Here is a 15,274-nt window from a genome sequence, read left to right on the forward strand (position 1 = left end):
GGATGGAGCCCATCGGTAAAACGTTAAAACGAGTCATAAATGACCCCGGATTTTCCAGCCGCTACGAGGAAACCCGCAATGAAGTACTCAGACATGCAGGCGTTCAGGCATTTCTGGAAACTCATGCTGATCAGGTGGATAAGCAAACTGTAGACAGAGGCCTCAGCAAATTGCTGGAATATGTCGAACAATCGCATGGCTGCGATAAATGTAAAGATCTGGGGCATTGCATCAATGTTCTAAAAGGCCATGAACCGAATCTGACTCTCGTAAACGGCAACATCAGCCTGACATACACGAAATGCCGCCGGAAAACAGCCGCCGACCACAAGCGGAAAGCGGAAAATATGATCCATAGCATGCACATGCCGAAAGAAGTGGCGGGTGCTTCGCTCATCGGATTCGAACCGGATGCCGAGCGGATGGAAGCGTTCCGGGCAGCGAACCGGTTCCTTGCCGGTGTTCAAGGCCCTCATGATCTGCCGGCCAAGGGATTGTATTTCCATGGGAAATTCGGCGTGGGCAAATCATATCTGCTGAGCGCCATAGCGAATGAACTCGCTGAAGTTAACGTTCGGACTGTACTTGTGTATGTGCCGGAATTCCTGCGGGAGATGAAGCAGGCGATCGGCGATCAGACGCTTCAGGAAAAGATTGATTATGTGAAAAAGGCACCGGTGCTCATGCTCGATGATATCGGCGCAGAATCGATGTCGAGCTGGGCGCGGGATGAAGTGTTCGGCACGATCCTCAATTACCGGATGGCCGAAAAACTGCCGACGTTCATGACGTCCAATTTCAACTTCACGGAACTGCAGCATCATTTGACATACAGCCAGCGCGGTGAAAAAGAAGAAGTTAAGGCAGCCCGTGTCATGGAACGGGTCCATGCACTGACCATTCCAATCGCGATGGATGGGACAAACCGCCGCCATCAGTGATTTTCCGGTTGCAATCTGCCGGACGCCGTCGTATAGTAAATGACATACCAAATGAAAATGCAATGACGAGGACAACAGGAAATGAATCCGGCTGATAAGAGAGGGGAGCCCCGGCTGAAAGCTGCCCAAGCATGGACATTTGCTTACCGCCTCCGAGCAGCGGCTGCGAATCTAAGTAGCAGCCGACGGTAACGGCCCGTTAGCCGTTTCGAGAGCTTCACTTGCGCTGTTGGGCGCAGGGAGAAGAAGGGTGGAACCGCGAGCTAAGCTTCGTCCCTTTTATGGGATGGGGCTTTTTTGTGTTCCCGGACTTTTGATCGGTGAAACCGATTAGGGCGCGGAGCGGCAAACCTGTCACAACAAAACAGATTTTATTTAAAAGGAGAGATTCGCATGGCAGAAAGCATTAAACTTACATTTCCCGATGGAGCGGTCAAGGAGTTTCCGAAAGGAACAACAACTGAAGATGTCGCTCAGTCGATCTCACCGGGACTGCGCAAAAAAGCGCTGGCCGGAAAACTTGACGGCAGATTTGTCGATTTGAAAGATCCGCTTGACCACGATGGAGAAATCGCGATTGTTACACCGGATTCGGAAGGCGCGCTGGAGATCCTCCGTCACTCGACTGCTCACTTGCTTGCGCAGGCAGTCAAACGGCTGTATCCGGATGCGAAGCTTGGCGTCGGTCCGGTCATCGAAACCGGCTTTTACTACGATATCGACACAGAACAGACGATCACTGCAGAAGACCTGCCGGCGATTGAAAAAGAAATGAAGAAAATCATCGGCGAGAACCTGGAGATCAAATGTGTCCAAGTATCACGCGATGAAGCGAAAAAGCGCTACGAGGAAGTCGGCGATCCATATAAACTGGAGCTGATTGATGCGATTCCGGAAGATGAGAACGTTACAATTTATGAACAAGGTGAATTCTTCGATTTGTGCCGCGGCGTTCACGTGCCGGCGACCGGCAAGCTGAAAGAATTCAAATTGCTGAGTGTGGCAGGTGCCTACTGGCGCGGCAATTCCGATAATAAGATGCTCCAGCGCATTTACGGAACTGCTTTCTTCAATAAAGAAGATTTGAAAAAACACCTTGAACTGCTTGAAGAAGCGAAAGAACGCGATCACCGCAAAATCGGCAAGGAACTGAAATTGTTCACAAACTCCCAGAAAGTCGGACAGGGCTTCCCGCTCTGGCTGCCGAACGGGGCGACGGTCCGCCGCATCATCGAGCGCTATATTGTTGATAAAGAAGAACGGCTTGGTTACAGCCACGTGTATACACCGGTGCTTGGAAGCGTCGAATTGTACAAGACGAGCGGCCACTGGGATCATTACCAGGAAGACATGTTCCCGGTTATGCACATGGACAATGAAGACCTCGTGCTCCGGCCGATGAACTGCCCGCACCATATGGAAATTTACAAACAAGGCATTCATTCATATCGTGAACTGCCGATCCGGATTGCCGAACTCGGCACGATGCACCGCTATGAAATGTCGGGTGCGCTATCCGGTCTTCAACGGGTGCGAGGCATGACATTGAATGATGCGCATATTTTCGTCCGTCCGGATCAGATCAAGGATGAATTTATCCGGGTCGTCAATCTTGTGACGGAAGTGTATAAGGATTTCGGTATTGAAGATTACTCGTTCCGTCTGTCTTACCGTGATCCGGAAGACAAAGAAAAATACTTCGATGATGATGCAATGTGGGAAAAAGCGCAGTCCATGCTGAAAGATGCAATGGATGAAGTTGGCATCGATTATGTGGAAGCAGAAGGGGAAGCGGCATTCTACGGACCGAAGCTCGACGTCCAGGTGAAAACAGCGCTCGGCAAGGAAGAGACATTGTCGACTGTCCAGCTCGACTTCCTGCTGCCGGAACGCTTTGATCTGACGTACATCGGGGAAGACGGCAAGCAACACCGGCCGGTTGTTATCCACCGCGGCGTCGTCTCGACGATGGAGCGCTTCGTCGCTTTCCTGATTGAGGAATACAAAGGAGCCTTCCCGACATGGCTGGCACCGATACAGGTGGAAATCATTCCGGTATCCCTTGAAGCACATGCGGATTATGCGGATAAAATCAAAGAACAGCTGCAGGCGCACAAGATCCGGGTGGATATCGACAGCCGTGATGAAAAACTCGGCTATAAAATCCGGGAAGCCCAGACAAAGAAAATTCCGTACATGCTTGTCCTGGGCGATCAGGAACTGGAAAGCGGAGCTGTCAATGTCCGGAAATATGGAGAGAAAAACTCGGAATCCATGCCGTTTGATGAGTTCCTGAAGGGGATTCAAAGTGAGTTGAAGTAAGTGTTCTGAATGGTTTTTTGACTATATGATTCTAAATGAGCATTTTTGCCAGCATCATATTCCAACCATTGCCAGTGACTGCGAAGTCCTAGGGTCTGTTCGCTTCGCTGCGTAAAAACTCGCTTGCTCCTGCGGTTACTCGTCGCAGTCAAAACCGTTTTCCGCGGTCTGCCACTATGCGTCCTCCAGGGTCTCGGCTGGACCGGCTGGTTCCGCAGGCGTCTCGTATTTTCCTCCGCTTGTTCCTGTGCAAGCTCGTCGCAGTGAAAACCGCTTGTTCCTGCGCGGCGGGGATTACAGCAAGGAAGGGATAAGCGAATGAAGCAAAAAATCATGGATGCTGGCAGCATGTACTTCACAAGAAACTTCGACCTGTTCACAGGCATAGCATGTTGAAGAAATTGCTTAAGGCGGACGCTTTCGGGCCTACAGCAAGTGGGTCATGCAACTGGTGCGACAGGACGTCGCGTTGCCAGCTGCCCGGGCACGGCTTCAGCTCCTCCGGGATATTCAGCTCGGTGCTCCTGCGCAAGCTCGTCGCAAAAAGTAATTGCTCATCCCGCCGGAGTCGTCGCCTGCCGCTTTTTCTTCTAGGTTCATCTACCGATAAAGAGAGGCAAGTAAAACATCAACACGACTCTTGATGAAGATGTTATTGAAAAGTTGTTGATAAGCTTCGGCGCGTCCGTGGGATTAGCGATGCCATAAGACGGGCGGGGTTTTGGCTCGGCTTATGGCAAGAGCTATCCCCTAAGCGGCCGAAGCGGTTTAATAGAGATTTCGTTAAGACTTCTCAATAGAGCTATAGGCGATCTCGAGTAAACGTGTTGACATGGAGTTTGACCCGTGCTATTATAGATAAGGTTATGAATACTTATTTGTGGCTAAGCAGGAGCGCCCGCTTCTCACCTGTTCGACGCTTGAGTCGGCTGGTTATGCACATGTTGACTTACTTCACGCATCGAAGCGTGTTTGTCATACTTATGCGGGCGGACCTCTTGTGTCCGTCCGTTTTTTAGTTGGAACGGAACCTGTAAGCCAGGTACAAAGAATGTATTCACGAAACTATCTGGAGGTGGATTACGATTAGTAAAGATGTATATGTAAACGAGGGTATCCGTGCCCGCGAACTCCGTGTTATCGATCAGAACGGCGAACAGCTCGGTATTAAATCGCGCAATGACGCTCTTGATATTGCGGCTCGTGTCAATCTGGACCTCGTACTTGTCGCACCTCAGGCTAAACCGCCGGTGGCCCGGATCATGGACCACGGGAAGTTCAAGTTCGAGCAGCAGAAAAAAGACCGTGAAATCCGCAAGAACCAAAAAGTGATCAACGTGAAAGAGGTTCGTTTAAGCCCTGGTATCGATGACCATGACTTCAACACGAAACTTCGCAATGCGATCAAGTTCCTTGAAAAAGGGGACAAAGTGAAAGCTTCCATCCGGTTTAAAGGCCGTGCCATCACGCACAAGGAAATCGGACAGCGCGTACTGGACCGTTTTGCTGATGAATGCAAAGATGTTGCCACAGTTGAACAGAAGCCGAAGATGGACGGACGCAGCATGTTCCTTATGCTGGCGCCGATTGCTGAAAAAGAGTAACAGAAGAACTGTTTAGGAGGAAACAACATGCCAAAAATGAAAAGCCACCGCGGCGCAGCTAAGCGCTTCAAGAAGACAGGTACCGGCAAAGTGAAACGCAACCGTGCGTACACAAGCCACTTGTTCGCAAACAAATCAACAAAACAGAAACGCCACCTGCGCAAAGGCAAACTTGTCTCTGCAGGCGATCTGAAGCGCATCAAACAACTCATCTATAACTTATAATCTGATTTTATTATACGAATCACCAGGAGGTCATTAATATGCCACGCGTAAAAGGCGGAACAGTAACGCGCAAGCGTCGTAAAAAAGTCATTAAATTAGCCAAAGGGTATTACGGCTCGAAACACACACTCTTCAAAGTAGCAAACCAGCAAGTGATGAAGTCCGGTCAGTATGCTTACCGTGACCGTCGTCAGAAAAAACGGGATTTCCGCAAATTATGGATCACTCGTATCAACGCAGCAGCACGTATCAACGGCCTTTCTTACAGCCGTCTCATGCACGGCCTGAAAGTGGCTGGCATCGACGTCAACCGTAAAATGCTCGCTGATCTTGCTGTAACCGATGCAGCTGCATTCGCTGCACTTGCTGATCAGGCAAAAAAATCAATCAATAAGTAATGAGCTTAAAAAGGCTGGTGACAATGTCACCGGCCTTTTTTTAATGGAGGAATGGATTGATGGGAGCAGGACTGATGAATGTGCTGGGTCTCGAATTGGGCGTATTGATTTTATTTGCAGGGATGAACGTCTATGCTTTTGTTCTGATGGGAACAGACAAGCGCCGGGCGGAGCAAGGGAAGTGGCGGATTCCGGAGCAGCGGCTATGGACGGCAGCCGTGCTTGGCGGCGGAATCGGTGCATATTTCGGCATGCGGCATTTCCGGCACAAGACGAAGCGGACGAATTTCCGGATCGGCTTTCCGGCGTTGGCTGCAGTGGAAACAGTAGCTGTTGTGTGGCTTTTATTCGTATAATACAGAGAAGAAGAGATGGAAAGGGGAGATCGGCATGAAACTGGATCGGCTGTTTGAGATGCAGCGGGAACTCGATTCATACATACAGACCAATCAAGGCATAGAGGAAGATGTCTTCAGAAAGAAAGGGCTTGCGCTTTTAGTGGAGTTGAGTGAGCTGGCGAATGAGACCCGTTGCTTTAAATTCTGGAGCGTGAAAGGTCCGTCGGCACGTGAAGTGTTGCTTGAGGAGTTCGTGGATTCACTTCATTTCATTTTGTCGCTTGGCATAGAAAAGGATTTGGATGTGCTCACAGAGTGGCCAGAGGCGATTACGGATACGGATTTGACGGAGCTGTTTTTATGTACCCAGGCAGCGGTCCATGCATTTTTGGATACATACCGCATGTCAAATTACCTGACGATCTGGAGTTGTTACGGAGCTATTCGAGACGTGCTCGGATTTTCGGAAGCGGAAGTGATTGATGCGTATCTGGCGAAGAATAAAAAGAATTACGATCGTCAGCAGCAAAACTATTGAATTTTTTGATAGTTGCCGGCCTTTCATTTATAATGAAGAAGTATGATTATTTAGGAGGTCGAATGAATTGGCAAACTTAGACGAAAACTTGCAAATGCTGAAAGACCTGACGGATGCGAACGGGATTCCGGGCAATGAACGGGCACCGCGCGACGTCATGCGAAAGTACATAGAGCCGTACGCGGATTCAATTGAAACCGACGGGCTCGGAAGCCTGATCGCGAAGAAAGTCGGGAAAGAAGACGGACCGAAAATCATGCTGGCCGGTCACCTCGATGAAATCGGCTTCATGATCACGAAAATCGACGACAAAGGATTCCTGAAATTCCAGACCGTCGGCGGCTGGTGGAATCAGGTCATGCTCGCCCAACGTGTGACGATCACAACCCGCAAAGGCGGCGAAATCACGGGCGTCATCGGTTCGAAACCGCCGCATATCCTGAGCCCGGAAGCGCGCAAGAAGCCGGTCGAGATCAAGGATATGTTTATCGATATCGGTGCTTCATCCGCGGATGAAGCAAAAGAATGGGGCGTCGCGCCTGGCGACATGGTCACGCCTTACTTTGAATTCAACGTCATGAACAACGACAAGCTGCTCATGGCAAAAGCGTGGGATAACCGCATTGGCTGTGCGATTGCGATCGATGTGCTGAAAGCGCTGAAAAACGAAGATCACCCGAACGTCGTCTACAGCGTCGGCGCGGCTCAGGAAGAAGTTGGCCTGCGTGGAGCACGGACGGCGGCCAATAAAATCCAGCCGGACATCGGCTTTGCCGTTGACGTTGGGGTTGCCGGAGATACACCGGGCATTACGACCAACGAATCCAACAGCAAAATGGGTGACGGCCCGCAGATCCTTGTGTTTGACGCTTCCATGGTGTCACATAAAGGCATCCGCGACCTCGTCGTCGATACAGCTGAAGAAATCGGCATCCCGTTCCAGTATGAAGCGATGGCTGGCGGCGGAACAGACGCTGGTGCGATTCACCTGTCCGGCAATGGTGTGCCGTCTCTCGCGATTGGTGTAGCGACGCGTTACATCCACTCACACGCGGGTATTCTGCACCGTGACGACTACGAAAACGCAGTGAAACTCGTGGTTGAAGTGATCAAAAAACTGGACCGCGACACAGTGAACCGTCTGACATTCGAATAAACGAAGGAACCCCTTGCTATTATGGTGAGGGGTTTTATTTTTGAGGATTTATTAAAGGTGATGGAAAAATGAGCGACGGGCCCAGGTAGTATTGCTAAGCTGATGACAAAAAGGGGAGATGCATTTGTCGGAAGCGGAAGCGATGCGGCATTTATTGGCACGGTTGGATTTTAGTTATTTACAGCGTACCTATTTGGAAAGTGAACTTCATAACCGGGAAGCTGGGATTCGCGGGGAGAGCCGGATCGAGTCGAAGTTCAAGGAGTTTTTTATACCGGAAGCGTATGAAGTACTGTGGGATGTAGGCTTGTCGATCGGGGACTGGCATGTTCAGTTCGATGGGCTGCTGCTGACAGCTCGATGTGCGATTATCATAGAGTCGAAGAACATCAGCGGAGAATTGTCTTTTGATGAAGCCACGGGGGAATTTTACCGGAAGAATACGGACGGCGAGCGGCAAGTGTTCGATCATCCGGCCGTTCAGCTGAACAAAAACATCTATTTCCTCCAGCAATGGTTTCAGCGGCAGGGAGTGTCGATGCCGGTAGGTGGACTCATCGTGTTTACAGCAAAGCAATGCGAGTTCATGACAAAGCCGACGCTGGCGGAGATGTGCAAGCTGTATGGGATGCCGGGACGGCTGATCGAAATGCTGAAGAAATATCCGCCTGTGTGCGACGGTGCATTTCAGGAAGCGGTGCGACAGATTCCACAGCATTTGACGCCTTATAAGCGCCGGCCTTTGTGTGACAAGTATTTTATTCCGGTGCAGGACTTGAAGAAAGGAATTCTTTGTACGAAGTGCCGGGCGCTGAATGTTCAGCTTATGGAGAGGAGCTGGATCTGCGGCACGTGCGGTGTGCGCGAGCGGGATATCGGCGGGCGGCTGGTGGATGAATACGTTGCCCTGGTGAATGGCGAGCTGACGAACCGGGGAATGCGGGATTTTTTTGGAATATAGTCGCGGCATGTGGTGACTCGAATGTTAGTGAAGGAGAACCTGGTTTCAGAAGGAAAGCGGAAGGATAAAGTTTATAGGAAAACTGATAAGAATCTGTAGCATCAATCATAAATCGAAATTAACGATCATAAGTGGAAGATTATAGAGCATAAAATTAAAATAGCGATCATAAACGACTGACTATAGAGCATAAATTAAAATTAACGATCATAAATCTCAACTCCAGTTTATGCTATACTATTCCAAGCAAAAGAAAGGCGTGACAGTGCAGTGAAACGTATTGAATCTCCGCAAAATTCGCTCGTGAAGCATTGGAAGAAGCTCGTGACGACGCGGAAAGAGCGCGATAAGTTTAAGGAATTCCTCGTGGAAGGATTTCATCTGACCGAGGAAGCATTGAAAGAAAAGCATCTGATTAAAGGAATCATCGTCCGCGATGGCGTGGATATCCCGGCTGAGTGGGACACGGAAGATCTCGTGGTATACGAAGTGTCCACGCAAGTGGCGAAGGAAATTGCCGAAACCGAGCATTCGCAAGGCATCTTCGCACATGTGAGACAACCTGAGCACGGGGCGGAAGATGAGAAGTCGTGGACGAAGCTCCTGCTGATCGACGCCGTCCAGGATCCGGGTAACATCGGCACCATGATCCGCACGGCGGCAGCGGCCGGCATTGATGCCGTTATTCTCGGCAAGGGCAGCGCAGATCCATTCAATCCGAAAACCGTCCGTTCGGCGCAAGGCTCGCATTTCCACTTGCCCGTCGTGAAAGGCGAGCTGGCCGAATGGATCGAACGCACGCAGGCACAGAACATTCCGGTGTACGGCTCGGCGCTCCACAATGCGAAGCCATTTTACGAAACCAAACCGGCTGATCAATTTGCGCTTCTTGTTGGCAATGAAGGCAGTGGCGTTGATCCGCAATATCTGGATCAGGCAGACGAAAACCTGCTGGTACCGGTGTATGGCTCGGCGGAATCGCTGAATGTCGCCGTCGCAACCGGCATTCTTCTGTACGGACTCGTTGCGAAAAAATAACATTCCTTTTATAATGAAGGAAATACACGAAAAGCATGGACCGGGAAGAGTACGCCGCCATCGCTGCAAACCAGGGAATCCGCGCCTTGACTGAAAGCGCGGAGTTGCAGCGGGCCGCCGAAGTTCACCCCGCGAGCTGCCCTCAGGACCGGTTTTTATTCAGCCGTAAAGAGTGGCCGGTGAAGAGCCGTTACTTAAAATGAAGTGATTGCGCATATATTGCGTGATAACCAGGGTGGTACCGCGAAATCAAAGCCTCGTCCCTTTTCTAGGGAAGAGGCTTTTTTTATTTCCAAAAGGAGGAAGACGAAATGGAAAACGAATTGCAGCAGCTGAAGGAAGAAGTGCTCGGCAAAATCGCCGATGCGGCTGATGTGAAAGAACTGAACGATGTCCGGGTCGCTTATCTCGGCAAAAAAGGGCCAATTACGGATTTATTGAAAGGCATGGGCAAACTGCCGGCGGAAGAGCGGCCGAAAATGGGCGCACTCGTCAATGAAATGCGCCAGGAAGTAACCGGAAAACTGGAAGCCCGCAAAGAAGTGCTCGAAGCGGAAGCGATCACGAAACAGCTCGAGGCGGAAGCGATTGACGTGACACTCCCGGGCCGCCCGGTGAAACTCGGTAACGCGCATCCACTGACACGCGTCATTGAAGAAATTGAAGATCTGTTCATTTCGATGGGCTATGCGATCGCAGAAGGTCCGGAAGCGGAAAAGGATTATTATAATTTCGAAGCGCTCAATTTGCCGAAAGGGCACCCGGCGCGCGATATGCAGGATTCCTTCTATATAATGGAAGACATCCTGCTGCGCACGCACACGTCGCCGGTCCAGGCGCGGACGATGGAAGCAAAAGGCGGCGAACCGATCCGCATCATCTGCCCGGGAAAAGTGTACCGGCGGGATAATGACGACGCGACGCATTCACATCAGTTCATGCAGATCGAAGGACTTGTCGTCGGTGAAGGCATCCGCATGAGTGATTTGAAAGGCACGTTGACGGTTTTCGCAAAGAAAATGTTCGGTGACGAACGTGAAATCCGGTTACGCCCGAGCTTCTTCCCATTCACAGAGCCGTCCGTCGAAATGGATATATCGTGCTTCAAGTGCGGCGGAAAAGGCTGCAACGTATGTAAAGGAACAGGCTGGATCGAAATCCTCGGTGCCGGCATGGTGCACCCGAACGTGCTTGAGATGGCCGGTTATGATTCAAAGAAATTGTCCGGATTCGCATTCGGCATGGGACCGGAGCGGATTGCGATGCTGAAATACGGCGTTGACGATATCCGCCAGTTCTATACGAACGACACCCGGTTCTTATCCCAATTCCAACGGACAGAAGTGTAAGGAGGCAGACGCATGTTAGTATCAATTGATTGGTTAAAAGACTATGTAAATACACAAAATGAAACCGCGGAAGAGCTCGCGGAAAAAGTGACGCGTGCCGGAATCGAAGTGGACGCCGTTATCGACCGGTCGGAAGGTCTGAAGAAACTGGTCATCGGCTACGTCGAGGAATGCGGCAAGCACCCGGAAGCGGATAAACTATCGCTGTGCCAGGTGAATGTTGGAGAAGAAACATTGCAGATTATCTGTGGCGCTCCGAATATCGGACAGGGCCAGAAAGTCGTCGTGGCACTTCCGGGGGCGAGGCTTCCAGGCGGTGTGAAAATCAAGAAAGCGAAATTGCGCGGCGAAGTGTCGAACGGCATGATATGTTCGCATCAGGAACTCGGTATTGAAGGGAAAGTTGTGCCGAAAGCATACGCCGACGGCATTTACGTCTTGCCGGAAGATGCACCGATCGGGGCGGATGCCATTGAATACTTGAATCTGAACGATCACGTGCTTGAACTCGGCCTGACACCGAACCGCGCGGACGCCATGAGCATGCTCGGTGTCGCTTACGAAGTGGGAGCTATCCTGTCAGAAGACGTGAAGCTACCGGAAATCACTTATGAAGAAGCCAATGAAACAGTGGAATCCAAGCTGAAACTGCGCGTGGAAGCACCGGAAGACAATCCGCTCTACATCGCGAAAGTCGTGAAGAACATCGAAGTGAAGGAATCGCCGGCATGGTTGCAGCAGCGGCTCATGGCAGCTGGCGTCCGTCCATTGAATAACGTCGTCGATGTCACGAACTTCGTATTAATGGAATACGGCCAGCCGCTTCACGCATTCGATTACGATGACTTGAAGACGGGCGAAATTGTTGTGCGCCGTGCGAAAGACGGTGAAACGATCACGACGCTGGATGATGCGGAACGCAAACTCGCACCGCATAACCTCGTGATCACGAACGGTCAGGAACCGGTGGCGCTTGCGGGTGTCATGGGCGGCGCCAACTCGGAAGTCAGCACAAAAACGACGACCGTCGTCATCGAATCCGCTTATTTCGCCCCGGCTTCGGTCCGCCAGACGTCGAAAGACCAGGGCCTCCGCAGTGACGCAAGTTCGCGTTACGAAAAAGGCATCGACCCGAACCGGGTGGAACCGGCGGCTGAACGGGCGGCGCAATTGCTTGCTGAACTGGCCGGCGGGGAAGTGCTCGCGGGATCCGTTGTGGTGGATTCGCTCGACCGGACCGAAAGAACGGTCGCCGTGTCACCCGATTTTATTAACGAACGCCTCGGCATGAAAATTCCGTTCGAGGATATGATCCAAATTCTCCGGCGGTTGAAATTCGAGACGGAAGCAGCGAATAACCAGCTGATCATCAACGTGCCGACGCGCCGGCAGGATATCCAGATCGAAGAGGATGTCGTGGAAGAAATCGCGCGGCTGTACGGCTATGACGAAATCCCGGCGACGTTACCCGAAACGGAATCCTCACCGGGCGGGCTGACACCATACCAGGAAAAGCGCCGCCTCGTGCGCCGCTATATGGAAAGTGCCGGACTGCTGCAAGCGGTGACGTATTCATTGACGTCTGAGAAATCCGCGCAGCAATTCGCGCTGAACGCAACCGAAACGACGAAACTGCTCATGCCGATGAGCGAAGAGCGGAGCGTGCTCCGACAGAGCCTCATCCCGCATCTGTTGGAAGCGGTCACGTACAACACGGCGCGCCAGAACGATTCGGTGGCTCTGTATGAAACCGGCTCGGTGTTCCTGAAGTCAGACGGCGAACTCCCGGAAGAACAGGAGCATCTCGCGGCGGCCATTACCGGCATGTGGCTTAACAACAGCTGGCAAGGTGAGAAAAAACCGGTCGATTTCTTCGTGCTGAAAGGCATCGTCGAAGGCTTGGCGGCTAAACTCGGCAGCGAGCTGACGTTCCAAAAAGGCCAGCTCGACGGACTGCATCCGGGGCGCACAGCCGATATCTTATTCAATGGCGAACGAATCGGCGTCATCGGACAAGTGCATCCATCTGAACAGAAGCAGCGGGACTTGAAAGAGACATATGTGCTTGAACTTAACCTGCATAAATTGCTGGTGTTGGAACCGGCACCGCTCGTCTTCGAACCGGTATCACGCTTCCCGTCCATCTCACGCGACATCGCGCTCGTGCTGGGCAAAGACACGCAAGCTGCGACGATCGAGTCGATCATCCGGAATGCAGGCGGACGCCTCCTGAAAGATGTCACGGTGTTCGATGTATATGAAGGCAAGAACATGGAACCGGGTAAGAAATCCGTGGCGTTCTCGCTCACGTACTTCGATCCGGAAAAAACGCTGACTGACGAAGAAGTCGCAGCGGCGCATGACAAAGTACTGAAGGCATTGGCAGAAGCAGGCGCAGAACAGCGCAGCTGATTTATAGGAAAAGGCGGAACCATCACCCGGTTCCGCCTTTTTTCTGTTTAGGTGGTTTTTGCAAGTAAGTGGCCGGATTCCGCAAGTAATCACTGCTAAATCGCAAGTACCTAACCAAGATTCGCAAGTAACCCACCAGTTTTATTTACATAACAGAATTATCCTTTAATTTTCTTCTTTGCCAACACTTCCGCTTTTTTCGTGTTGGCAAAATGGACCTTCGAAATCGTCTGCAAAAATTCCGGTCCTTTTTTCAATAAAATCCGGGCAGCAGCTTCATCAACGCCTTGTCCGGCTCCTTTCGGAAGGAGCACACCTGCTTTGCGGCTCAGCTCGTCCATGGCATCGAGGAACGCCACGCGCGCAAAAATGGAAGCACAGGCGACGGACACGTGGAGGCCTTCCGCTTTTGTCGAAAACAGCACACCGTCCCGTACGATTTCCGCTTGATCTTTCAAATGCCGGTAGTAGACGCCGCGCTCGGCGAATTGGTCAATCAGAATGGCATCCGGTTTTTCGCCATCGAGCTTCCGCAGCACATGCCGGATCGCCTTGTTGTGCATCAAGGCTTTCATCTTACCTTGAGACCAGCCCTTGGCCTGCACGTCATTGTATTTGTCGTTCGGCAATGTCAGGGTGCTATGGATAAAAGATGCTTTCAAGTCCGGTGCAATTTTCCGCATATAATCATCCGTCAGCTGCTTGGAGTCTTTCACACCAAGTTCCATTGCGAGCTCGACTTTGTCCGCCGGTACATAACAGGCAGCGACGGTGATGGGCCCGAAAAAGTCACCCGTGCCCGTTTCATCCGAGCCGATGACGGATTTCTTTGCAAAATCTGCCGGCAGCGTGTCACCTTTGGCAGAGGAAGAGGCGGTTTTCGCTTTTTCTTCCACCGTTCCCCATTTTGCGGCTTCCCGGCCGGCGCCGGCGCCCTGGAACAGCACTTTGCCGGATGTGTAGGCCGTAATGGTCGTATCGGCCAGTTTGGCGGAGAATTGGACCGAGGCTGCTTTCGCTGGAACTTCATTTGTTCCATAAAATTTTCTCAATTCGGCAAGCTTACTGCCGCTTAGCTTTACAACAGCGTTTGACATGGATGGTCCTCCTTCGATTGATTCACAATTGATCTTAATTCATGTATGATAGTAGATAGATTATTCCAAAGGGGGATGGAGCGTTGTCAGAACCAGAGAAAAAGCGCCTTCAAGTAGAAATATTCGGACAGACTTATAAAATGGTGGGCAGTGAATCATCCGGCCATATGCGGCTTGTGGCGTCGATGGTTGATGACAAGATGCGGGAGCTCCATTCACAAAATGCATCACTTGATACGGCGACACTTGCTGTCCTGGCTGCCGTAAACGGGTTCCATGACTATCTTAAACTGAAACACCAGGTAGAACAAATGGAATCTGAATTGAAAAGATTGAAGGGTTGACTGAAATGCTGGATATACTTTTACTGATCTTACTGGTCGGCGGCCTGATTGTGGGGTTCGTTCGCGGTCTTGTCGTTCAATTGATTCATATGGTGGGTTTTATTATTGCGCTGTTTATCGCCCGGCTGTACTATATACCGCTGGCTGAGAATTTCGATTTATGGATTCCGTATCCGGCAATTACGGAAGCTTCCCGGTTCACGATTGCAGTTGAAAGACTGAATTTGACCGAGACGTTTTATCAGATTTTCGCCTTTGCGCTTATTTTCTTTGCTGCCTGGCTCTTGCTGCAGATTATTGCATCGATCCTGAACTTCCTGAAGTACATGCCAGTTCTCGGGTTTTTCTCCCGGCTCCTCGGTGCAGTGCTCGGATTTGTGGAAGCCTACATACTGGTGTTCTTCGCACTTTATCTGTTTGCACTCCTCCCGATCGCCATTGTGCAGGATGCACTGGAAGGTTCGGGGATTGCCCGGACACTTTTGGAGAACACGCCGTATTTCTCCTCGCAGGTAAAAGAATGGTGGTACATTTATCTCCAATGAAACTTC

The 15,274-nt window shown here is 51.1% G+C and carries 16 protein-coding genes; 15 read left to right on the forward strand and 1 reads right to left on the reverse strand.

The window, feature by feature from the left end:
* Nucleotides 1-2: 2 nt before the first annotated feature.
* From dnaI to pheT, 13 genes are all read left to right on the forward strand, one after another.
* Entirely contained in the window at nucleotides 3-941 is a 939-nt protein-coding gene (gene dnaI, locus B0X71_RS06820) for a primosomal protein DnaI (RefSeq protein ID WP_077588708.1), read from the forward strand.
* Nucleotides 942-1,334: 393 nt separating this feature from the next.
* A complete protein-coding gene (gene thrS, locus B0X71_RS06825; protein ID WP_077588709.1) occupies nucleotides 1,335-3,263 on the forward strand; it encodes a threonine--tRNA ligase in 1,929 nt (642 codons plus the stop codon).
* 1,055 nt (nucleotides 3,264-4,318) lie between these two features.
* Nucleotides 4,319-4,867: a translation initiation factor IF-3 gene (gene infC, locus B0X71_RS06830; RefSeq protein ID WP_077588710.1), complete on the forward strand. Its 549-nt coding sequence runs from the start codon at nucleotides 4,319-4,321 to the stop codon at nucleotides 4,865-4,867.
* 27 nt (nucleotides 4,868-4,894) lie between these two features.
* Complete coding sequence (rpmI, locus tag B0X71_RS06835; protein WP_077588711.1) at nucleotides 4,895-5,092, forward strand: 50S ribosomal protein L35; 198 nt, start codon at nucleotides 4,895-4,897, stop codon at nucleotides 5,090-5,092.
* A 38-nt stretch (nucleotides 5,093-5,130) separates the two neighbouring features.
* Nucleotides 5,131-5,490 (forward strand): 50S ribosomal protein L20, encoded by a 360-nt coding sequence (rplT, locus tag B0X71_RS06840; protein WP_077588712.1) that lies wholly within the window; start codon nucleotides 5,131-5,133, stop codon nucleotides 5,488-5,490.
* Nucleotides 5,491-5,549: 59 nt separating this feature from the next.
* Entirely contained in the window at nucleotides 5,550-5,846 is a 297-nt protein-coding gene (locus B0X71_RS06845; RefSeq protein ID WP_232336803.1) for a DUF1294 domain-containing protein, read from the forward strand.
* Nucleotides 5,847-5,880: 34 nt separating this feature from the next.
* Entirely contained in the window at nucleotides 5,881-6,366 is a 486-nt protein-coding gene (locus tag B0X71_RS06850; protein WP_077588713.1) for a dUTP diphosphatase, read from the forward strand.
* A 67-nt stretch (nucleotides 6,367-6,433) separates the two neighbouring features.
* On the forward strand, nucleotides 6,434-7,522 hold the full coding sequence (locus B0X71_RS06855) for a M42 family metallopeptidase (protein ID WP_156889805.1): 1,089 nt from the start codon (nucleotides 6,434-6,436) through the stop codon (nucleotides 7,520-7,522).
* A gap of 124 nt (nucleotides 7,523-7,646) precedes the next feature.
* Nucleotides 7,647-8,483, forward strand: a complete 837-nt coding sequence (locus tag B0X71_RS06860; RefSeq protein ID WP_198038697.1) for a nuclease-related domain-containing protein — start codon at nucleotides 7,647-7,649, stop codon at nucleotides 8,481-8,483.
* Between the two features lie 270 nt (nucleotides 8,484-8,753).
* Nucleotides 8,754-9,521, forward strand: coding sequence for a TrmH family RNA methyltransferase (locus tag B0X71_RS06865; RefSeq protein WP_077588715.1), 768 nt, complete (start codon nucleotides 8,754-8,756; stop codon nucleotides 9,519-9,521).
* 35 nt (nucleotides 9,522-9,556) lie between these two features.
* On the forward strand, nucleotides 9,557-9,724 hold the full coding sequence (locus B0X71_RS20850) for a hypothetical protein (RefSeq protein WP_156889806.1): 168 nt from the start codon (nucleotides 9,557-9,559) through the stop codon (nucleotides 9,722-9,724).
* 108 nt (nucleotides 9,725-9,832) lie between these two features.
* Nucleotides 9,833-10,870 carry a phenylalanine--tRNA ligase subunit alpha gene (gene pheS, locus B0X71_RS06870; protein WP_077588716.1) on the forward strand — a complete coding sequence of 346 codons (1,038 nt, stop codon included), beginning with the start codon at nucleotides 9,833-9,835 and terminating at the stop codon, nucleotides 10,868-10,870.
* A 12-nt stretch (nucleotides 10,871-10,882) separates the two neighbouring features.
* Nucleotides 10,883-13,282, forward strand: a complete 2,400-nt coding sequence (gene pheT / locus B0X71_RS06875) for a phenylalanine--tRNA ligase subunit beta (protein ID WP_077588717.1) — start codon at nucleotides 10,883-10,885, stop codon at nucleotides 13,280-13,282.
* A gap of 158 nt (nucleotides 13,283-13,440) precedes the next feature.
* On the opposite strand, the gene rnhC is transcribed toward pheT, so the two are convergent.
* Nucleotides 13,441-14,379 carry a ribonuclease HIII gene (gene rnhC, locus B0X71_RS06880; protein WP_077588718.1) on the reverse strand — a complete coding sequence of 313 codons (939 nt, stop codon included), beginning with the start codon at nucleotides 14,377-14,379 and terminating at the stop codon, nucleotides 13,441-13,443.
* 83 nt (nucleotides 14,380-14,462) lie between these two features.
* On the opposite strand from rnhC, the gene zapA reads away from it, so the two are divergent.
* Both zapA and B0X71_RS06890 read left to right on the forward strand, forming a co-directional pair.
* Nucleotides 14,463-14,723: a cell division protein ZapA gene (zapA, locus tag B0X71_RS06885; RefSeq protein WP_077588719.1), complete on the forward strand. Its 261-nt coding sequence runs from the start codon at nucleotides 14,463-14,465 to the stop codon at nucleotides 14,721-14,723.
* Between the two features lie 5 nt (nucleotides 14,724-14,728).
* Nucleotides 14,729-15,268 carry a CvpA family protein gene (locus B0X71_RS06890; RefSeq protein WP_077588720.1) on the forward strand — a complete coding sequence of 180 codons (540 nt, stop codon included), beginning with the start codon at nucleotides 14,729-14,731 and terminating at the stop codon, nucleotides 15,266-15,268.
* Nucleotides 15,269-15,274 lie beyond the last annotated feature (6 nt).

Source organism: Planococcus lenghuensis (assembly GCF_001999905.1).
Lineage (GTDB): Bacteria > Bacillota > Bacilli > Bacillales_A > Planococcaceae > Indiicoccus > Indiicoccus lenghuensis.